Below are 20,141 nucleotides of genomic sequence, written 5' to 3' on the forward strand. Positions count from 1 at the left end.
TGCTAGGCCTCGCGCCGGCAGGCTGAAAACCAGAATTCACCCGCATGCTTTTCGCCGATCTGGTGGTAATTGCAGGGGCCCCAGAACCCGATCCCATCCCGAACTCGACCGTTAAAGCCCTTTGCGCCGATGGTACTAAGTCTCAAGACTTGGGAGAGTAGGTCGCTGCCAGGTCTGCCAAAAGCATGTGGTCTCATACGAAACCGAACAACAAACCCCGCCCGCGCAAGCCGGCGGGGTTTTGTTTTGTCCAGTTGGCAGCGCCGCCCGCCTGAGGCATAGCTCGGCGCCGGACAAATGGGGCAGGGATCGCGCGACATGCCGACCGAAACGCAGCTGGCCAAAGCGCTCGCACTCATCCGTCGCGGCGCCAGCGCCGAGGCCGAGAGCCTGCTGCGAAGCGCTCTCGAGGCCGTTCAGCCGTCGGCGGAGGCATTGAATCTCCTCGCCTTTTCCATCCAGCAGCAGGGCCGCCTCGCCGAGAGCGTCGAGATCTGGGCCGAGGCCACGCGCCTCGAGCCGACCCGCAGCGAGCTCTTCAGCAACCTCGCCGGCGCCCAGCTGGCGCTCAGACGCGAAGCCGAGGCAGCCGCAAGCGCCCGGCAGGCGATCAACCTCGATCCGTCCCGGGCCGACGCCCATGCCAATCTCGGTGGTGCGCTGAGGCGGCTGGGGCAGTGGGAGGAGGCAGTCTCCCATCTCCGTCGTGCTTCCGAGCTCCGTCCCGACTTTGCCTCCTATCGCAACAACCTGGGCGACGTGCTGCAGCAGCTCGGCCGGATCGACGAAGCCATTCCGCTTCTGCGCTCGGTGGTGGCCGACCACCCCGCAAACCTCAAGGCGCGCAGCGACTTGCTGATGGCCATGAACTATGGCGATGCCGTCTACGGCGCTGACCTCCATGAGGAAGCCCGCCGATACGGTGCCGCGGCCAACGCCAGCATTGCCGGGAAGCCACGGCCGGTGCTTGTCCCCCGCGAACCCGGCCAATCGCTCCGCATCGGCCTCGTCTCGGCCGACTTGCGCACGCATTCGGTGGCTCGCTTCCTTCCTGATGCGCTGACCGGCCTCAAGACCCGGGGCGTGCAGCTCTTCGCCTATCCGACGTGGGCCGGCGAGGACCAGGTGACGGCTCAGCTCAGAAGGCTCTTTGCCGGCTGGACCCCCATCGACCGCATGAGCGATCGCGCCGCCGCACACGCCATCGCCGCCGACAACCTCGACATTCTCATCGATCTCTCCGGTCACACTGGCGGTAACCGGCTGCCGGTGTTCGCCTTTCGGCCGGCACAGGTGACCGCGACCTGGATCGGCTACTCAGGCACGACCGGCCTCGAGACGATGGACTACATCATCGCCGACCGCTACGTGCTCCCGCCTGAAGACGAACGCTTCTACAGTGAGCGCCCCTGGCGCCTGCCGGATTGCTACCTGCTCTTCTCGCCAGCCGAGGACGGTCCGGAGATTGCGCCGCTCCCCGCTGCGGCGACCGGCCGGGTCACGTTCGGCAGCTTCAACAACCTGAGCAAGATCGGCGACGATACGCTCGACGCCTGGGCTCGCATACTCAAGGGAGTGCCGGGAAGCCGCCTGGTGCTCAAGTCGCCGACGCTGCCGGAGGATGTCGCGCGCCGCCTCATGGTCGCGCGCCTCGCCGTACGCGGCATCGAGGAGGCGCGGCTCGAGATCCTCGGCCGCATCCCGCAGGCGGAATCGCATCTCTCGGCCTATTCCGCCATCGACATCGCCCTCGACCCCTTCCCCTATGCCGGGACCACCACGACCTTCGAAGCCCTGTGGATGGGCCGGCCGGTCGTTACCCTGCGCGGTAACCGCTTCACTGCCCGTGTCGGCGACAGCGTGCTGAGCAATCTCGGCCTCACCGACTGGATCGCGCCTGACGTTGACGCCTATGTCGATCTTGCGCTCCGCAAGGCCGCCGACATCTCCTCACTCCAACAGCTCTCCGCGTCGCTGCGCGACCGGCTGCGTGCTTCGCCGCTCGGCGACGCCGATCGGTTCGCCGACAATCTCCTCAATGCCTTCAACGGAATGCTCGCCTCGCGAACCTAGCCGGCCCCGATCTGCTCCATGGTGCATTGCCGCGGCGCCTTGTCGGGGCGCCAGCGCAGCAGGCGGGTGCCGTGGCGGAAGCGGCCGGAGGTGACGTGGTCGTAGAGAACCTCGACGACCAGCTCAGGTCTCAGCTTCTCGTAAGTGGCGGTCCGTTCGGTCGACCAGCGGCTCGGGCCGCCCGGGGCACGGCCGGTGAAACCGGAACCGCCGGCCAGGGCCTCGAGCCGTGCGGTAAGTTCGGCGCGTTCGCCGGCCGGGATCATCGAAGTGAAGCCGACATGGTTCAGCAGCCCGTCCTTGTCGTAGAGGCCGAGGAGAAGCGAGCCCACCTCCCGGCTGCCGGTGCCGTAGCGGAAGCCGCCGACCACGCAATCGGCCGAGCGCAGGCGCTTCACCTTCACCATGGCGCGCTCGCCGCTGAGATAGGGCGCATCGAGCCGCTTGGCGACGACACCGTCCCGATCGCTGCTGTTGCCCTCGAGCCAGATCTCCGCTTCGTGCCGGTCGGTGGTCGCCGGCGACAGACGCAGGCTGCCGTTGGCAATGGTCGCAAAGAGTGTCTCGAGCGCCGCCCGCCGCTCGCGGAGAGGGCGCTCGCGCAGGTCGTCGCCATCGGGCCCGATCAGCATGTCGAACACCACAAGCACCGCCGGATGCGAGGTGGCGAGCTTCTTCACCCGGCTTTCGGCCGGGTGCAGCCGCATCTGCAGTTCGTCGAAAGACAGCGCATCGCCGACCGGGATCACCAGTTCACCGTCGAGCACGAGCTTGTCGGCCGGCAGCTGCTCGAGCACGGTCAGCATGTCGGGGAAGTAGCGGCCGAGCGGCTTGCCGGATTTGGCGAAGAGGGCAACCTTGCCGCCCAGTTTCTCGGCAATGCAGCGGAACCCGTCCCACTTGGGCTCGAACTGCCAGCCGGGGCCGGCCGGCAGCTGGCTCGCGCTCCTGGCTTCCATAGGCTCGATGGGCTGCAGGTCCACGGTCGCGGCCATAGTCTTGCCTCCGGGTCATAAACGCGCCGGTGGCCGAAATGTGCCATTCGCGCGAAGAGGGCCAAGCGGTCACAAAATCTTCAGGTTCGTCGGCAATGGAGAGGGCAGCTCCCCGAAACAGTTTCGACGGCGTTCTCAATGATCGACAAGCCTTTTGCCTCCGCCACGCGGCTCATCCTCGCTTTGCTCATCGTGCTCGCCGCGGCGGTGCCCGCTTTTGCGCAGGTGACGATCTTTTCGCCGTTCAACATCGCCGAGGCGATGGACAAGGGCGTCAAGAAGAGCGCCGACGTTCCCTATGCCGACGGGCAGCGCAAGAAGCTCGACGTCTACCGGCCGACCGATGCCAAGGATCCGGCGCCCGTCGTGATGTTCATCTATGGCGGCGCCTGGCGGGCGGGCGACAAGTTCGAATACGAGTTCGCGGCGCGCGCCTTCGCCGCGGCCGGGTTCGTCGCCGTCATCGCCGACTACCGGCTGTGGCCGGAGGTCAAGTATCCGGATTTCCTCGAGGATTGCGCGCAGGCCATGCGCTGGATCCAGGACAATATCGCCGGCTATGGCGGCGATCCGAAGCGCTTCTTCCTCGCCGGCCACTCGGCGGGGGCCTACAACGCGGTGATGCTGGGGCTCGATTCCTCGTTCCGGCGCGAGTACGGCGTCACCATGCCCATCCGCGCCATCGCCGGCATTTCGGGCCCGTACAACTTCTATCCGTTCGAGGCCGACCAGGTGCGCGACACCTTCGGTCCGGCAGCCAACCCCGAGGGCACGCAGCCGATCAACCTCGTCACGTCGGATGCGCCGCCGATCCTGCTCGCCAGCGGGACGACAGATCCCATCGTCCGCGTCCAGAACTCGGAAGCGCTGGCCGGCCGGCTGAGGCAGAGCGGCGCCTGGGTCACCGAGAAATACTATGAGGGCTTCGGGCACCTCGAGCCGGTGATCGCGCTCGGCTCGATGATGCGCTTCCGCATGCCGATCCTGAACGACATCGTCGAGTTCTTCCAGACCTTCGGCGCCTTCCCGTCGGGAACGCCGCGGCCTGTCTTCACCCCCGATCCGCCGGAAACGGAGATGACGGCGGTGATCAGGCAGATGGACGAGGTGCTGGCGCCGATCGACATCGGGGCCGAGGACCAGTAAGGGGCCAACCTCTCCGCCCGGGCCGGCTGCAAAATGGGTCCCTGCTTTCGCAGGGATGACATCCGGCGGCGATGTGGACCACCGAGGCCCGGCCGCTAAACGTTGACGCTCTTCATCCGCGCCGCGAACGCCTCGCCGAAATCGGCCATGCCTTCGGCGACGATACGGCCCACCGCATAGGCGGCGATGGCGTAGAACTTCTGCGCCGCCGGGCTCTTCAGGAACTCGATGTAGCGGTCGAGCTCGGCATCGGTGAGATCGCGGTAGACATAGGCCATCATGGCGCGCTGCGTGTGGCCGATATCGGCGAGCAGGCTCGGCATCATGGCCTGGACCTGCGTATCGATATCCTGCCAGGGCACGGTGATCTGGCCCTGCTGGTGCGAGACCGACAGGCCGAGCAGCAGGGCGCGCAGCGATTGGCCCACCATGGCGGCCGAGATTTCGGCCGAGACGAGCTCCATCAGCTGGTCGATCTGCGTCGCGCGGATCACCGGGGCATCGACGAGGATCCGATCGCCGCTGGCGATGGCCGCGGTCTGCTGCGCCGGTGCGAGCAGCGCGGCCTGGCGTTCGAGGCGGGTCATGCGCCCGCCGAACTCGGAGCGAAAGAAGGCCCTGAGGACGACCTGTTCCTCCTCGGAGAACTTGCCCTCGAGGGCTCGCGCGAGCCGCTCGTGCAGCCTGTCGGCCTCGAAGACGCTGTTGGCGGTGGCCTCCCAGTGCTTGAGGAAAATCTCGTCGGTCGAGATGTCGTCGTCGCGGGCGGAGGAGGCGATGGTCTCGGCAAACTGGCTGAACACCACGTCGAGCGCCGTGGCGCGCATCAGGTCGGCGACCACCATCTGCTGCGCCTGCGCCAAGGCAGGGCGGATCTCGGCGAGGGGGATCGCGACGGGCGAAAGCGCCAGCAGCAGGACGGCGAGCGATCGGATCAGCATCGGGTGCGCCTCCTCACGAGCCATGGAAAGCTAGCGCAGCACCGGCTGCGCCGCCACGTGGCTTTCCGGTGTTTCGCACAGAACTTGCCTAAGCCCCTATCCCACCTGCTAAACTTGGTGGCCGCAACAGGAGAACCGAAATGCAGTTTACGCGCCTTGGCCGCACCGGTCTCGAAGTCAGTCGCATCTGTCTCGGCTGCATGTCCTTCGGCGATCCGGCGCGCGGTTCGCACGAGTGGACGCTGGACGAGGCGGAGAGCCGGCCGATCCTGCGCGCCGCCTGGGAAGCGGGCATCAACTTCTACGACACCGCCAATGTCTATTCGCTGGGCTCGAGCGAGGAGATCGTCGGCAAGGTGCTGAAGGAACTGGCGCCGCGCGACGAACTGGTGATCGCCACCAAGGTGCATGGCGAGATGCGCAAGGGTCCGAACGGGCGCGGCCTCAGCCGCAAGGCGATCCTCAGCGAGATCGACAACTCGCTGCGTAGGCTCGGCACCGACTATGTCGATCTCTACCAGATCCACCGCTTCGACCCGGTGACGCCCATCGAGGAGACGCTCGAGGCGCTCGACGACGTCGTGCGCGCCGGCAAGGCGCGCTACATCGGCGCCTCGTCCATGGCGGCGTGGCAGTTCCTCAAGATGATCATGACGTCCGAACGCCACGGCTGGGCGCGGTTCGTCTCCATGCAGGACCAGCTCAACCTGATCGAGCGCGAGGAGGAGCGCGAGATGCTGCCGCTCTGCATCGACCAGGGCATCGGCGTCATCCCGTGGTCGCCGCTGGCCCGTGGACGCCTCGCGCGCCCCTGGGGCGAGACGACCGAGCGCGCCGAGACCGACGAATACGGCAAGACGCTCTATGCGAAGACCGAGGCGGCCAATCGCCAGATCAACGCCGTGGTCGGCGAAATCGCCAGGGCGCGCGGCGTGAAGATGGCGCAGGTGGCGCTCGCCTGGGTGCTGCAGAAGCAGCCGGTCACGGCGCCGATCGTCGGCGTCACCAAGCTCAGCCAGCTCACCGACGCCATCGGCGCCCTCGACGTGACGCTCACGCCCGACGAGATCGCCCGGCTCGAAGCGCCCTACCGCTCAACGGGCGAGCGCAGCTTCCGGTAGGCGGCAAAAGTGCCCCATCGCCTCCCTCCCCCTTGAGGGGAGGGAACGAGGGAGGGGGTGGGCCGGTGATCGCCGATGGACCCCCACCCCCAGCCCTCCCCTCAAGGGGGAGGGGAGCCAGAAACCTCGCGYCCGGRCTCGCCGGCGGCAATAGATCCAGCATCGCCGAGCTCCGAAGCCTCCCGCCGAACATGCCCCATCGCCTCCCTCCCCCTTGAGGGGAGGGATCGAGGGAGGGGGTGGTCCGGGGATCGCCGATGGACCCCCACCCCCCGCAAGGGGGAGGGGAGCCAGAAACCTCGCGCCCGGAATTGCCGGGCGGCAATGGCCCCCAGCTTCGCCGGGCTCCGAAGCCTCCCGCCGAATACGCCCCATCGCCTCCCTCCCCCTTGAGGGGAGGGAACGAGGGAGGGGGTGGTGCGGTGATCGCCGATGGACCCCCACCCCCAGCCCCTCCCCTCAAGGGGGAGGGGAGCCAGAAACGCCCGGACTCGCCGGCAACAGACCCAGCATCGCCGAGCTCCGAGGTCTTCCCCCGAACGTGCTCCACGGCCTCCCTCCCCCTTGAGGGGAGGGATCGAGGGAGGGGGTGGTCCGGGGCTCACCGATGGACCCCCAGCCCTCACGCCGGTTCGCGGATGACCGAAGGGGCCGAGCGCGTCTCCTTGCCGTGGGTCACGGCTTCGATGTTGTTGCCGTCGGGGTCGAAGACGAAGGCGGCGTAGTAGCCGGGGTGGTAGGGGCGTTCGCCCGGGCCGCCATTGTCGCTGCCGCCGGCCTTGAGCGCGGCCGCGTGGAAGCGCTTCACCATCTCCTCGTCGCGCGCCTGGAAGGCGAGGTGGACCCTCGAGATGGCCTGGCCCGGCTGGGGCTCGCTGATGAAGAGTTCGTCGGCCTGGAAGCCATAGGGCCAGAGGTTGCCGGGCGGCATTTCCAGCGCCTCGAGCACGGCGGCGTAGAAGGCGGCCGACCGACCGAGGTCGGCGACGTTGATGTGCACGTGGTCGATCAGGCGGCCGGCGTGGAACTGCATCGGTCATCTCCTCCAAACGGCATCAACATGAACAAACAGGGAACGAGTGTCAATCTGCGGGCAAACGAAAGGGCCAGCCGCAAGGTTGCGACCGGCCCCGAAAATCTGTTGCCGATGAGGTGCTACTCGGCCTTGTCGGCGCTGTCGGAATTGAGCTGGCCGTACTTCTCGGCGCCGATGGTGTTGAGCAGCTGCAGCTGGCTCTCGAGGAAGTCGATATGGCCTTCCTCGTCGGCGAGAAGCTCCTCGAAGAGGTTCTTGGAGACATAATCGCCGAGGGACTCGCAGAGCTCGCGCGAAGCCTTGTAGGCCTTGCGGGCGTCATACTCGCCGGCGAGATCGCACTCGAGCACTTCCTTGATGGTCTGGCCGATGCGGAGAGGCGCGACGCGCTGCAGGTTCGGGTGGCCCTCGAGGAAGATGATGCGCTCGATCAGCTTGTCGGCGTGGTGCATCTCCTCGATCGACTCGGCGCGTTCCTTCTGAGCCAACTTGGTGTAGCCCCAGTCCTGCAGGATGCGGAAATGCACCCAATACTGGTTGACTGCACCGAGCTCGAGGAACAGGGCCTCGTTAAGCCGCTCGATGACCTGTGCTTCGCCTTTCATTCCGACCTCCTGGGCGCTTGCGACGCATAGCCAAAAGCCGCTCGGGGGCAGGAGGTGCCTCAGCGGGTTTTTCGACCATCTGGAGGTGGTACTCTTCCGTTACGGAGAGGATAATGTCCACCACATTCGGAACGCAGCCGGCGCATTTGCAGCGCTTCTGCAGCTCGCGGTAGACCATGGCGGGGACGATGATCCGCCAGGGATCCTCCTTGAGAAGCTCCAGGATTATCTGCTTGATCTCCCTGTCGGTGATCACATTACACTGGCAGACAAGCATGAGCAGACGGGCGCAACTCGCGGAGAACCGACAGCGATAAAGCGCCAATCAAACCTGATTGTCAAGGTCAGATATTGCGGGACGGCCTAGGCGGGCAGTGCCGCCGACGCTAGGATGATGGGCCAAGGGAGATCGTCGATGCATTTGCGCCGCCTTGCGCTCGTCCTGATGCTGGCGCCGTCACCGGCGCTCGCCACCGAGGCCTTCGATGCCTGCGCCGGCGCCGCCGCCAGCCAGTATGAGACGGGCTACGCCGAAATCGGGCGCACCGTGGCGCAGATGGATGTGGCCCGGGCGATCGAGCTCTGCAGCAAGGCCCTCGCCGAAGATCCGGAGTCCGTGCCGCTCCAGGCCTGGCTCGGGCGCGCCTACGATGCCAATGGCGAGAGCGAGACTGCGGCCAACCATCTCGAACCCGCCGCAGCGGCCGGCAACGCGCTGGCCCAGACGATCCTCGGCGACATGCTGATCGTGGGCGAGGGGGTGAGCCAGGACATGAGCCGTGGCGCCGAGCTGCTGAAGCTCGCGGCCGCCGCGGGCTTTGCTCCGGCGCAGGATAGCCTGGGGCTCTCCTACGACTATGGCGAGGGCGTCGAGCAGGACTATGCCGAGGCGGCCCGCTGGTATCGTCGCGCCGCCGATCAGGGCCTGCCGCGCGCCATGGCCAATCTCGGCTCGATGTATGCCGAGGGGCTGGGGCTCGAGCGCGACATCGTCGCCGCCTCCGCCTGGTACCAGCGCGCCGCCGACCTCGGTGACGGACGGGCGCAGTATTTCCTCGGCCAGATCTACGAGGCCGGCGAGATGGGCGCGCCCGACTACGCGCGCGCCGCCGCCCTCTACGAAGCCGCCGTCAACCAGGGCCATGCGCCCTCCGCCAATGCGCTCGCCTATCTCAAGGAGGCGGGGCTCGGCATGGAAAAGGATATCGATGCGGCGCTCGCGCTCTACCAGCAGGCTGCCGACGACGGCTTTGCGCTGGCCCAGTTCAACCTCGGGCTGATCCACGAGGATGGCACGGTGCCCGAGAACTTCGCGCTCGCCCGCCAGTACTACCGGCAGGCCGCCGAGAGCGGCTATTCCGACGCCGCGGCGAACCTGGGGCTCATGTATCTCGATGGCGACGGCGGGGTGAAGGACCTCGAAAAGGCCGTGCTCTTCACCCGGCGCGCCGCCGACGAGGGTAACGCCATCGGCCTCAACAACCTCGGCTACCTGCATGAAAACGGCATCGGCGTCGCGCAGGATGTCACGCAGGCCCGCCAGCTCTACCAGCAGGCCGCCGATCTCGACTACGAGCCGGCAATCGAGAACCTCGCCCGCCTCGACGCGCTACCGGTCGAACCGGTCGTGAAGCCGCGGGTAAAGCCCTACGGCCCGAGCAAGATCGCGAACTAGCGCACCTGAACTCAGTCGTGCCCCTTCTCGCGCCGGCTGGCGAGCACCGCCACCGACGCCGCGACACGATGCGCGCTCGAGAAGAACTCGCGGTGGATGAGGAAGGCGACCGTGACGATGCTGCTCGCGATCGCCAGCCACTCCATGGCGAACCAGAACACCATCGGCACGGCGAAATAGTAGGCGCGGATGCCGTTGTTGAAGTTCTTGGCGGCCAGCGTGTTGAGCTGCGCGATGGCGTCGATCTCCTCGGGCGTGGTGTGGCCGTGGTGGTCGATGGCGCCGATCAGGATACAGAAGTGGTTGAACTGCCGAAGCGCCAGCGTGAACGAGAAAAAGCTCATCACGAAGATGGCGAGCGTGGCGAACAGATGGATCTGCACGTCCTGCGTGGTGTAGCCGGCGCGCACGCCCACCGCGTCGAGCGTATCGGTCAGCGCCGTGAGGTTGCCGAAGGCGGTGAAGACCGCAAGCACCAGCAGCACCGTGGTCGAGGCCAGAAGGCTCACCGAGCCCATCAGGTTGCCGGCGAGGATCGCATCGAGCGGGGTGTCGCGCGTCACCGCATTCGCCACCCAGCGGCGGCGCTGCATCGACATGATTACCGAGAGCGACGGCCGCTTCCGCTCGAGGAAGGGCACGCCACAATTGTAGGCGAACCAGCACAGCAGCGGAAACAGCGTCGAGAGCAGGATCATCCAGCCGGGCCCCGGGGGAATCGATTTCCCTTTATAGCGCGGCGGAGTTGCTCTCGCTCACAGGAATGGCGGGCCGAGAAGGCTCGCGAAACGCATGGTTTCGGCGGGATCGGTCGGGGGCTTGCGCGCCTCGGGCGCGCGTCCGTCGGTGACGACGACGATCTCCGGCGTCAACCGCAGCTCGGGCCCGAAGAACGGCTTCTGGCGATCGTCGCCCGGGGGCAGGTCCTCGCGCGGGCTCAGGATTCCGATGAAGTGCAGCATGCGAACTCCTCTCGATTTACCGGCTCCGCCACCGACAGGGGGCGGCGGCGGAGCCGCTTGGCCGCCGGAGGAGGGAGGAAGGAGAGGGAACCCCGGCGCATGTCGACACTGTGCCAAAGACGACGGGATAGGTCGAGAATTGAGGTGCTAATCTGCGCGGCAGCCGGGAAAGAGCATTCTGCGCGAAGGTGGCAAGGAGAGAATGGCGCCCGCGGGCGCTGCCTGCCCCTCCCCCGCGGGGCGGGGGAGGGGGACCGGCGAAGCCGGTGGAGGGGCGGCCCCAATCACCGATGTAGCTCGACCCAGCCACCTTCTCCCCTAAGCGGAGGAGGCGACAGCCTGCGGACCTCGGGGCGTCCCGCCTACAGCGTCCGTGCGTAGCGCATGAAGATCTGCTGGATCCCCTGCAACACCTCTTCCGACAACTGAACATCGGCCGCGTCGATATTGGTCTTGAGCTGGTCCATGGTCGTTGCGCCGATGATGACCGAGGTCATGAAGGGCTTGGTCAGACAGAAGGCGATGGCCATCTGGTTCACGTCGAGACCGTGCTTTTCGGCGAGCTCGATATAGGCCCGGATCGCCGGCTCGGTGTACTGGTTGTTGCGGTAGGCCGAGCCTGCGACGGCGCCGCGCGATCCCGGCGGCAGCACGCCGCCCAGGTACTTGCCGCTGATCGCGCCGGCGGCCAGCGGCGAATAGGCCAGCAGCCCCACATCCTCGTGATAGGCGAGTTCGGCGAGGTCGAGGTCGTAGTAGCGGCGCAGGAAGTTGTATTCGTTCTGGATGGTCTGCACGCGGGGCAGGCCGAGCTCCATCGAGAGCTTGAGGTACTGCATGGTGCCCCAGGCCGACTCGTTGGAGAGACCGAAATGGAGGATCTTGCCCTCCTTGACCAGGTCGCCCATCACCTGCAGCACTTCGAGCAGGTTGGGCAGCACGCTCGCCTTGTCCTGCTCGTAGGGGTTGTAGTCCCACGAGCCCTCGAAGTGGTAGTGCCCGCGGCGCGGCCAGTGGATCTGGTAGAGGTCGATGCGGTCGGTCTTCAACCGCCGGAGGCTGCCCTCGACGGCTTCGCGCACGCTCGGCCCGTCGATGCCGCGGCCATTGCGCACCCAGGGGCGGCCGCCGCCGGCGACCTTGCTGGCGAGGACGATCTGGTCGCGCTTGCCGGTCTTTGCGAACCAGTTGCCGATGATCTCCTCGGTCTTGCCGTAGGTCGAGGCATCCGGCGGCACGGCGTACATCTCGGCGGTATCGAAGAAGTTGATGCCGCGCTCGACAGCATAGTCCATCTGGGCGTGGCCTTCGGCCTCGGTGTTCTGCTTGCCCCAGGTCATGGTGCCCAGACAAATCTCGGACACGGCCACGTCGGTGCGGCCCAGCTTCTTCATCTTCATTGGAAATCTACCCTCGAGATACGGGCGAACCCCAGCGGGGCCCGCGAGAAATGCGGGCGAACCCTATTGGCCTCACGACAATGAGACAATCCCTGCAGTTGCGCCGCCGATGGCAATCGGTGAGATTGCGCGCTCGTCCAGTCGAGGTCTCCAGTCTTGCCCAAACTGCTCCCGTCGCTCGCCCTGTCGCTCCTCGTTCTCGCCACGCCCGTCGCGGCGCAGGACCCCGTGGACAAGGCGACGATTGCGAAGATGGATACGCGGCAACTGCTCCAGCTCGTCGGGGCGATCACGACATCGGTCGGCCAGGATTCGCTGAAGCTGCAATCGGCCGCGCAGCGGAACGATTGCCTTGAGCTCACGCGGGCGGCGAACTCCTTTGCGCTCGGCTACACCATGCTGGCCGATGTCGATGCCGCCACCGAGGGACGGCCGGCGCAGGAGGCGGCGCGGGTCAAGCTGCAGGTGGTCCAGTCGCGTGTCATCACCTTCGCATCGCGGGTCAAGGCCGAGGAATACCATTCCCGCCGCTGCGCCAGCTACGTGATTCCCGCCGAGCATGCGGACGAACCGCGCTACGCCAGGCCGGCCAAGATCCAGGTCGCCGAGTACAGCCGGGCCATCGTCGAGGCGCGCCACGCGGCCGAGGCCAATCTCGCCGTCGCCATCGCGGCCGGCCGGTCGAAGAAGTGCCCCGAGGTGCTGGGGGCCATGCAGTCGATCCAGCTGCTCGTCCCCTATCTCGAAAAGCTCTCCCGGGATGTCGGCAAGCGCCCGCAGGTCCTGGGGCCGCAGGCCAGCCGCCGCGGGCTCGAGGTGGCGAGGGCCCAGYTCGTCAACGCCGGCAACGCCATCTACCGCCAGGTCGGGATCGGCTGCGCCGGCGCTTCTCCGCCGGTCCAGGCCGAAGAGAAAACCCCACCCGCCGATGCCCCCACCGACAGTGCCCCGGGGGAAGGTTCTCCCGCAATCGCGCCGTAGTTCCTGGCGCGGGTCAAAAAACTGTCACGGTCCGTGCTTTTTGCCTTGAGGTCTCCGAACTCACCACCTATATACGCCCTGCGTCGCGGTTGATGGCCGCACCCAAAGGACGCAAAAAGCCCAAGGCTTTGATCTTCTTGGCGCGGGGTGGAGCAGCCCGGTAGCTCGTCAGGCTCATAACCTGAAGGTCACAGGTTCAAATCCTGTCCCCGCAACCAAAGCTTGGCATTGGAAAACCCCGCGAAAGCGGGGTTTTTCGTTTTCTGCGCCATTGCATTGGAACGTCCTGCTGCCGCTGATGGGGCCGATCGTGGTGGGTATCGCGGTGGCCCTGCCGTGAAGAAGGCGTCGCATCACAAGTAACCCGGTGTCGATCCGGCCGGGTTCCAATCGTCAAGTCGATGCGTTACCCCTTTCAACCCTCGCGCCGGATCGAAGCCATGTCGCCGTTCCACCAGATCCTGGGCAACAACCTCGTTGCCAATGTCACGAACTACACGGTGTGGTTCGCCGTCACCTTCTGGGTCTATCTCGAGACCCGGTCGGTGTTCGCCACGGGCATGATCGCCGGCTACTACCTCGTGCTCACGGCCGCCTTCGGCATCTGGTTCGGCTCGATCGTCGATCACAATCCCAAAAAGCTCGCCATGCTGGGCTCGAGCGTCGTCTCGCTCGGCTTCTATGCCCTGGCGCTGGCGGTGCTGCTGCTCGCCCCGGCGGAGAGCTTCACCACGCCCTACAGCGTGTTCCTGTGGGTGTTCATCACGCTGGTGATGCTGGGCGTCATCGCCGGCAACATCCGCTCGATCGCGCTGCCCACCCTCGTCACCATCCTCGTCCCCGAGGACCAGCGCGACAAGGCCAACGGGCTCGTCGGCATGGTGGGCGGCATCGGCTTTCTCACCACCTCGGTCATCTCGGGCTTCCTCGTCGCGTGGGGCGGCATGACGGCCGTACTGGTCCTGGCGCTGGCGTTCACCGCGCTCGTCCTCGTCCACATCAACTTCGTCGCGCTCGACGAGAAGCGGGTCGAAGCGACACCCGAAGCGCCGGCCGAGCCCAAGCGCGTCGACATCAAGGGCACGATCAAGGTGGTCGCGGCGGTGCCGGGCCTCTTCGCGCTGATCCTGTTTGCCACCTTCAACAATTTCCTCGGCGGCATCTTCATGGCGCTGCTCGATGCCTATGGGCTGTCGCTGGTCTCGGTCGAGATCTGGGGCCTGCTGTTCGGCGTCCTCTCGACCGCCTTCATCCTCAGCGGCATCGTCATCGCCAAGACCGGGCTCGGCAAGAAGCCGCTGCGCACGCTCCTCTTGGTCAACCTCATCAGCTGGACGGTGTGCTGTTTCTTCACCATCCAGCCCTCGATCTGGCTGCTCGCCGCCGGCATGTTCATCTGGATGCTGCTCGGCCCCTATGCCGAGGCGGCCGAGCATACGACGCTGCAGAAGGTCGTGCCGCTCGAGCGCCAGGGCCGCGTCTTCGGCTTCGCCCAGTCGGTCGAGCAGGCGGCGTCCCCGCTCACGGCCTTCCTCATCGGGCCGATCGCCGAGTTCATCTTCATCCCGTTCATGACGGTCGGCCTCGGCGCCGAGCTCATCGGCGGCTGGTTCGGCACCGGCCCCGACCGCGGTATCGCGCTGGTCTTCACCCTCGCGGGCGTCGCCGGCGTCATCGTCACGATCCTCGCCTTCAACAGCAAGTACTACCACCAGCTGACCGCCGCCTACGCCGCCACCCCGGACGACGCCGAGGGCGGAACACCCGAGGCCAGTCCGGCGCAGTAAGGCAGGGACGGGCGCGCGGTGGAAAGCACCTACTTCGTGTATCTGCTGGCCTCGAAGCGCAACGGCACGCTCTACATCGGCGTCACCAACAACCTCGTGCGCCGTGTCGCCGAACACAAGGCGCGCGAGGTCCCCCGGCTTCACCAGCACGTACGGCGTCGATCGGCTGATCTGGTACGAAGTCCACAGCTCCATCGACGCTGCCATTGTGCGCGAAAAGCAGATCAAGGCCTGGAAACGCGCCTGGAAGCTCGAGTTGTTCCGTGATCTCAACCCGGACTGGAGCGACCTCTACCCGTCACTCGTCAAGGGGATCTGGTAGTTCCGGACGCCCCCCGTTTCTCCTCCATCACCGGCTGTCATCCCTGCGAAAGCAGGGACCCATCTCTCCTCCGGCACGATCTGCGAACTGGGTCCCAGCTTTCGCTGGGATGACATCGAGTCTTTCGGATCCGCCGTGGCGTGCCCTGACGCCAAAGGCCACAAACCGTCCCACCCACCAGCTGTCATCCCTGCGAAAGCAGGGACCCATCTCTCCCCTCGGCACGATCTGTGAGCTGGGTCCCAGCTTTCGCTGGGATGACATCGAGTCTTTCGGATCCGCCGTGGCGTGCCCTGACGCCAAAGGCCACAAACCGTCCCACCCACCAGCTGTCATCCCTGCGAAAGCAGGGACCCATCTCTCCCCCCGGCAAAGTCTGCGAACTGGGTCCCAGCTTTCGCTGGGATGACATCGAGATTGCCTCTCTTGACTCGCCATCCGCTCCCGCCGTACACAATCCATCTCGGTTTAACGTAAAACCAGCATCTGCCTTTCCCGCCGCACTCACCACAACAAGAATAGTCGCGGGAAAACACGGGCTTGCTGGTTTAACGCAAAACCGCCGAGGGGATCGGGGAGGGTTTCTGCTTGGCTCGCGCCACCATCAAAGACATCGCGCTTGCCGCGAACGTGTCGCCGATGACTGTCTCGAACGTCCTCAACGGGCGGCGGGCCAAGGCGTCGGACGAGACGGTCGAGCGCATCATGGTGGCGGTGCGCGAGCTCGGCTACCGGCCCAACATGAGCGCCCGCAGCCTCGTGTCCAATGCTTCGCGCATGGTGGGCGTGGTGATCCCCTTCACCGAGACGCAGAACCAGCTGCTGCTCGACAATCCGTTCTACGCCGAGATGATCTCGGGCATCGAGAGCGCGCTGCGCCAGAACGGCTACTACATGATGCTGTCGGGCGTGGGCGAGTCCAACGCCCAGCTCGATACGCTCTCGCACTGGAACATGGACGGGCTGATCGTCCTCGGCGTCTACCGAGAGGGGCTGTACCAGCACCTGCGCGAGCTCGACCTGCCGACGCTGCTCATCGACAGCTATATCGACGACGCGCATTTCCACCACCTGCGCCTCGACGACGAGGCGGCGGCCTACGCGGCGACCAGCCACCTGATCGCCCGCGGCCATACCGGTATCGCGCTGGTCACCGGCGTCATCCGCACGAGCGGCGTCATCGAGCGCCGCCTCGCCGGCTACAAGCGGGCCCTCAGCGAAGCCGGCATCGGGTTCGATGCGGCCCGCGTACTCTCGGGCTCGGTCACCTTCGACTGGGGCGCCGAGGCGGCCGACCGGCTCACCCAGCTCCCCGGCGTCACCGCCGCCTTCTGCACCGCCGATCTCATCGCCGCGGGACTGCTCGCCGGCCTCCATCGCCTCGGCAGGCGCATTCCCGAGGACTACTCGGTGATGGGCTTCGACAACCTGCCGGTGTCGCGCATGGTCTATCCGGCGCTGACCACGGTCGATCAGTCCATCCTCGAAAAGGGCAAGCTCGCCGGCGACCTCATCGCGAGAGTCCTCCGCAAGGAAGCCGCCCCGCGCGAAAGCACCACCGACGTGCGCATCGTCGAGCGCGACAGCGTGCTTGATCGGAGGCCGAAATGACCGCCCGGCCAAGCGGCTCCATCGCCCCCCTCCCCCTTGAGGGGAGGGGTTGGGGGCGGGGGTCGCCCGGTGGCGAACCGCGCCACCCCCACCCTCATTCCCTCCCCTCAGGGGGGAGGGAGGCGCCACTACCCCGGCTGGTGCGGGACGATGACTTGCGAGCGCAGGTCACCTCCCCCCTTGCGGGGGAGGGACAGGGTGGGGGGTACCCTCACGCACCGCTGCTCATGCGCCGACGGAGCCGGTCATGAGCCCGGCCAACACCCGCCAGCGGTACCTCGCGCTCGCCGTGCTGCTCGGGCCGAGCCTTGCCGGCATGTTCGTCTTCCTGATGCTGCCCGTCGCCTCGAGCTTCGTGCTCAGCTTTTCGAGCTGGGACCTGATCGGCGAGATCCAGTGGATCGGGCTCGACAACTACTGGAAGGCGCTGGCCGATCCGGCCGTCCTCGGCGCGCTCAGGAACACCGTCACCTTCATTGCCGGCTACATGCCGGCAACCGTCGGCATCGCGCTCGGGCTCGCGCTGCTGCTCAACCGGCGCATCCGCGGCCGGGTGGTGTTCCGCGCCATCTATTTCGTGCCGGTCGTTACCTCATGGGTCGCGGTGTCGCTGATCTGGAAGTGGCTGCTCAACCCGCAATACGGGCTCGTCAACGTCGCGCTCGGCTGGCTGGGCTTCAAAGGCCCCGGCTGGCTGTTCGATCCGCAGTGGGCGATGACCGGCGTCATCCTGACCTCGATCTGGAAGGATATCGGCTTCGTCACGGTGATCTACCTCGCGGGCCTGCAGGATATCCCCGAGCACCTCTACGAGGCGGCTTCGCTCGACGGCGCCACGCCCTGGCAGCGCTTCCGGCACATCACCCTGCCGATGCTGATGCCGACGACCTTCTTCGTCACCACCATCTCGCTGATCTCGTCGTTCCAGGTGTTCGACCAGGTCTGGGTGATGACCCAGGGTGGCCCGGCCGGCGCCACTTCGGTGATGGTCGAACTCATCTACAAGAACGCCTTCAGCTACTACCAGATGGGCTACGCCTCGGCGATTTCGTGGGTGCTCTTCGCCCTGATCTTCGCCGTCACCATCGCGCAGAACCTGCTGCAAAAGCGACTGGACCGGTCCGATGGCTGAGCGGGTGCTTCTTGCTGGCCGAGACGGCCCCCTCCCATCCTCCCCCATGAAGGGGGAGGTGCCGGCCGGTGCGTCAGGCACAATCGAAGATCGAACCTCGACTCTTCACCTCCCCCTTCATGGGGGAGGCCGGGAGGGGGCCGTCTCTATCAGTCAGCGCAAGAAGACCCCGCTGCGGTTCGCCGACCTCGCCACCTACATCCTCCTCATCCTCGGCGCAGTGATCATGCTGCTCCCCTTCGCCTGGATGCTGTCGACCTCGCTCAAGACGCGTGGCGCGACTTTCGCGACGCCGCCGCAATGGATCCCCGATCCGGTCACGCTCGATAACTACGCCACCGTCTTCGACTCCGTCCCGGTCGGCCAGTTCCTCGTCAACTCGGCGTTCGTCTCGGTCACGTCGACGGCGCTGATGGTCCTGTTCTGCGCCATGAGCGGCTATGCCTTCGCACGCATAGAATTCCGCGGCCGGACGCTGCTCTTCTATGCCTACCTCGCAACGCTCATGATCCCGCAGCAGGTGACGCTCACCCCGCTGTTCATCATCATGAACTGGCTGGGCTGGACCAATACCTACCAGGCGCTGATCCTGCCCTCGAGCTTCGGCGCCTTCGGCACGTTCCTGCTCCGGCAGTTCTTCCTGCGCCTCCCCAGGGAGATCGAGGAGGCCGCCTTCATCGATGGCGCGGGCTACATCCGGATCTTCTTCACCATCGCCATCCACCTCGCGCGCCCGGCACTGGCGACGCTCGCCGTGTTCGCCTTCATGGCCAGCTGGAACAGCTTCCTGTGGCCGCTGATCATCACCACCGACACCTCGATGATGACGCTGCCGCTCGGGCTCTCGGCGCTGCAGGGGCGCTGGTCGACCGTCTGGAACGTGCTGATGGCGGGCACGGTCATCGCCACCGTTCCCATCCTCGCCGTCTACGTCTTTGCCCAGCGCTTCATCATCAAGGGCATGTCCCACACGGGGCTCAAGTGACCACCAAGGTTCATAACAGGAGGAGAACCAACATGCTGCGTAGGACCTTCACCGGGCTGTTGCTCGCAACCGCCCTCGTCACCCCGGCAATCGCCCAGGACGTGACGATCAAGTACATGACCTTCTCGGCCGCGCCGAACTACCTCAAGGAACTCGACGCCACGATCGCGGCCTTCGAGTCGGAGCATCCGGGCATCAAGGTGGAGTACGAAACGGCCGCCTGGGACGCCTATTTCACCAAGCTGCAGACCGTCGTCGCCGCCAAGCAGGCGCCCGATGCCTTCGAGCTCAACTACGAGAACTTCGTCACCTATGCCGACAAGGGCGCGCTGGCCGACCTGACGCCGATCATCGCGGCCGACACCGGTTTCTCGACCTCGGTCTACAACCCGACGGCGCTCGCCGCCTTCAGCCAGGACGGCAAGCAGCTCGGCCTTGTCGAGAGCTTCTCGAACGTCGTGCTGTTCTACAACAAGGACCTGTTCGACAAGGCCGGCGTCGCCTATCCGACGGCCGACTGGACCTGGACCGAGGAACTCGCCGCGGCGCAGAAGCTGACCGATCCGGCCAACGGCGTCTGGGGGAGCTTCGCCCCCATCCAGTTCTGGGAGTTCTACAAGACCATCGCCCAGAACGGCGGCTCGATCCTGTCGCCCGACAAGAAGTCCGTCACCATCGACTCGGCGCAGAACATCGAGACGCTGACGTGGATGATCGACAAGGTGAACACCTACAAGGTCACCCCGTCCGACATCGAAATGGCCGGCCAGTCCTCCGAGGATCTGTTCAAGGCCGGCAAGATCGCCATGCTCCGCACCGGCATCTGGCTGCTCGGTGATTTCGCGCAGAACGCGCCGTTCAAGTGGGACATCGCGCTCGAGCCCGGCAAGACGCAGAAGGCGCACCACTTCTTCGCCAATGGCGTCGCGGTCTCGGCCAACTCGGCCCATCCGGACGAAGCCTACCAGTGGATCAAGTTCCTGACTTCGTCGAAGGCCGCAGTCGACCTCCGCATCGCCGCCGGCTGGGAACTCCCCGCCGTCTCCGACGCCGCTGCCGTCCAGGGCTATCTCGACCAGCCGATCCCGGACAGCCGCGAAGTCGTGTTCCAGGCCCTCGACAGCGCGGTCGTCCCCCCCGTCATCGGCAACTGGAACCAGCTGACCGATGCCGTGGGCAAGGAACTCGAAGCCGCCAAGCTCGGCCAGAAGACCCCCGAACAGGCCCTCAAGGACGCCAAGGTCGCGATCGAGGGGCTGCTGTAAGGCGCCGAACCATCAGTCGGGCTGCCTTCTCCCCTTGTGGGAGAAGGTGGCGCGCAGCGCCGGATGAGGGGTGATCCTCCCCCGCGTGGCGGGGGAGGGGGACC

17 protein-coding genes, 1 tRNA gene, 1 rRNA gene and 1 pseudogene are annotated in these 20,141 nt (G+C 66.1%); 13 read left to right on the forward strand and 7 right to left on the reverse strand.

Going from position 1 to position 20,141, the window contains the following annotated elements; all coding sequences use genetic code 11:
* Positions 1-58: 58 nt before the first annotated feature.
* Positions 59-174 (forward strand): 5S ribosomal RNA (gene rrf, locus PRN20_RS14025).
* A 144-nt stretch (positions 175-318) separates the two neighbouring features.
* The gene (locus PRN20_RS14030) at positions 319-2,073 is read left to right on the forward strand and encodes an O-linked N-acetylglucosamine transferase, SPINDLY family protein (RefSeq protein WP_273958101.1); all 1,755 of its coding nucleotides are present in this window, start codon (positions 319-321) and stop codon (positions 2,071-2,073) included.
* On the opposite strand, the gene PRN20_RS14035 is transcribed toward PRN20_RS14030, so the two are convergent.
* Positions 2,070-3,068, reverse strand: a complete 999-nt coding sequence (locus PRN20_RS14035) for an ATP-dependent DNA ligase (RefSeq protein ID WP_273958102.1) — start codon at positions 3,066-3,068, stop codon at positions 2,070-2,072. The genes PRN20_RS14030 and PRN20_RS14035 overlap by 4 nt on opposite strands.
* Before the next feature lie 138 nt (positions 3,069-3,206).
* On the opposite strand from PRN20_RS14035, the gene PRN20_RS14040 reads away from it, so the two are divergent.
* The gene (locus PRN20_RS14040) at positions 3,207-4,214 is read left to right on the forward strand and encodes an alpha/beta hydrolase (protein WP_273958103.1); all 1,008 of its coding nucleotides are present in this window, start codon (positions 3,207-3,209) and stop codon (positions 4,212-4,214) included.
* 95 nt (positions 4,215-4,309) lie between these two features.
* Here the strand turns inward: PRN20_RS14040 and PRN20_RS14045 are convergent, their stop codons facing one another.
* Complete coding sequence (locus PRN20_RS14045) at positions 4,310-5,155, reverse strand: hypothetical protein (protein WP_273958104.1); 846 nt, start codon at positions 5,153-5,155, stop codon at positions 4,310-4,312.
* A gap of 140 nt (positions 5,156-5,295) precedes the next feature.
* Between PRN20_RS14045 and PRN20_RS14050 the strand changes: the two genes are divergently transcribed.
* Positions 5,296-6,276 carry an aldo/keto reductase gene (locus PRN20_RS14050; protein WP_273958105.1) on the forward strand — a complete coding sequence of 327 codons (981 nt, stop codon included), beginning with the start codon at positions 5,296-5,298 and terminating at the stop codon, positions 6,274-6,276.
* Positions 6,277-6,898: 622 nt separating this feature from the next.
* On the opposite strand, the gene PRN20_RS14055 is transcribed toward PRN20_RS14050, so the two are convergent.
* Positions 6,899-7,309, reverse strand: a complete 411-nt coding sequence (locus tag PRN20_RS14055; RefSeq protein WP_273958106.1) for a VOC family protein — start codon at positions 7,307-7,309, stop codon at positions 6,899-6,901.
* 122 nt (positions 7,310-7,431) lie between these two features.
* Entirely contained in the window at positions 7,432-7,917 is a 486-nt protein-coding gene (bfr, locus tag PRN20_RS14060) for a bacterioferritin (protein ID WP_273958107.1), read from the reverse strand.
* A gap of 415 nt (positions 7,918-8,332) precedes the next feature.
* Here bfr and PRN20_RS14065 point away from each other — a divergent pair, with 415 nt between their 5' ends.
* On the forward strand, positions 8,333-9,592 hold the full coding sequence (locus PRN20_RS14065; protein ID WP_273958108.1) for an SEL1-like repeat protein: 1,260 nt from the start codon (positions 8,333-8,335) through the stop codon (positions 9,590-9,592).
* Between the two features lie 11 nt (positions 9,593-9,603).
* Here PRN20_RS14065 and PRN20_RS14070 read toward each other — a convergent pair whose 3' ends face one another.
* The 3 genes from PRN20_RS14070 to PRN20_RS14080 form a co-directional block, all read right to left on the reverse strand.
* Positions 9,604-10,290, reverse strand: coding sequence for a DUF599 domain-containing protein (locus PRN20_RS14070; RefSeq protein WP_273958109.1), 687 nt, complete (start codon positions 10,288-10,290; stop codon positions 9,604-9,606).
* A 57-nt stretch (positions 10,291-10,347) separates the two neighbouring features.
* A complete protein-coding gene (locus PRN20_RS14075; RefSeq protein WP_273958110.1) occupies positions 10,348-10,554 on the reverse strand; it encodes a hypothetical protein in 207 nt (68 codons plus the stop codon).
* Between the two features lie 362 nt (positions 10,555-10,916).
* Positions 10,917-11,954: an aldo/keto reductase gene (locus PRN20_RS14080; protein WP_273958111.1), complete on the reverse strand. Its 1,038-nt coding sequence runs from the start codon at positions 11,952-11,954 to the stop codon at positions 10,917-10,919.
* A 156-nt stretch (positions 11,955-12,110) separates the two neighbouring features.
* Here PRN20_RS14080 and PRN20_RS14085 point away from each other — a divergent pair, with 156 nt between their 5' ends.
* The 8 genes and pseudogenes from PRN20_RS14085 (at position 12,111) to PRN20_RS14120 (ending at position 20,037) form a co-directional block, all read left to right on the forward strand.
* A complete protein-coding gene (locus PRN20_RS14085) occupies positions 12,111-12,935 on the forward strand; it encodes a hypothetical protein (protein ID WP_273958112.1) in 825 nt (274 codons plus the stop codon).
* A gap of 141 nt (positions 12,936-13,076) precedes the next feature.
* Positions 13,077-13,153, forward strand: a tRNA-Met gene (locus PRN20_RS14090).
* A gap of 222 nt (positions 13,154-13,375) precedes the next feature.
* Positions 13,376-14,722, forward strand: coding sequence for an MFS transporter (locus PRN20_RS14095; protein ID WP_273958114.1), 1,347 nt, complete (start codon positions 13,376-13,378; stop codon positions 14,720-14,722).
* 18 nt (positions 14,723-14,740) lie between these two features.
* Positions 14,741-15,044: pseudogene (locus PRN20_RS14100) on the forward strand (GIY-YIG nuclease family protein).
* A gap of 588 nt (positions 15,045-15,632) precedes the next feature.
* On the forward strand, positions 15,633-16,655 hold the full coding sequence (locus tag PRN20_RS14105; protein ID WP_273958115.1) for a LacI family DNA-binding transcriptional regulator: 1,023 nt from the start codon (positions 15,633-15,635) through the stop codon (positions 16,653-16,655).
* A 247-nt stretch (positions 16,656-16,902) separates the two neighbouring features.
* Positions 16,903-17,787, forward strand: a complete 885-nt coding sequence (locus PRN20_RS14110) for a carbohydrate ABC transporter permease (protein ID WP_273958116.1) — start codon at positions 16,903-16,905, stop codon at positions 17,785-17,787.
* 226 nt (positions 17,788-18,013) lie between these two features.
* On the forward strand, positions 18,014-18,772 hold the full coding sequence (locus PRN20_RS14115; protein ID WP_273958117.1) for a carbohydrate ABC transporter permease: 759 nt from the start codon (positions 18,014-18,016) through the stop codon (positions 18,770-18,772).
* A 32-nt stretch (positions 18,773-18,804) separates the two neighbouring features.
* Entirely contained in the window at positions 18,805-20,037 is a 1,233-nt protein-coding gene (locus tag PRN20_RS14120) for an ABC transporter substrate-binding protein (protein WP_273958118.1), read from the forward strand.
* Positions 20,038-20,141: the final 104 nt, after the last annotated feature.

Origin of the sequence: Devosia sp. ZB163, from assembly GCF_028613635.1 — a bacterium.
In the GTDB taxonomy this organism is placed as follows: domain Bacteria; phylum Pseudomonadota; class Alphaproteobacteria; order Rhizobiales; family Devosiaceae; genus Devosia_A.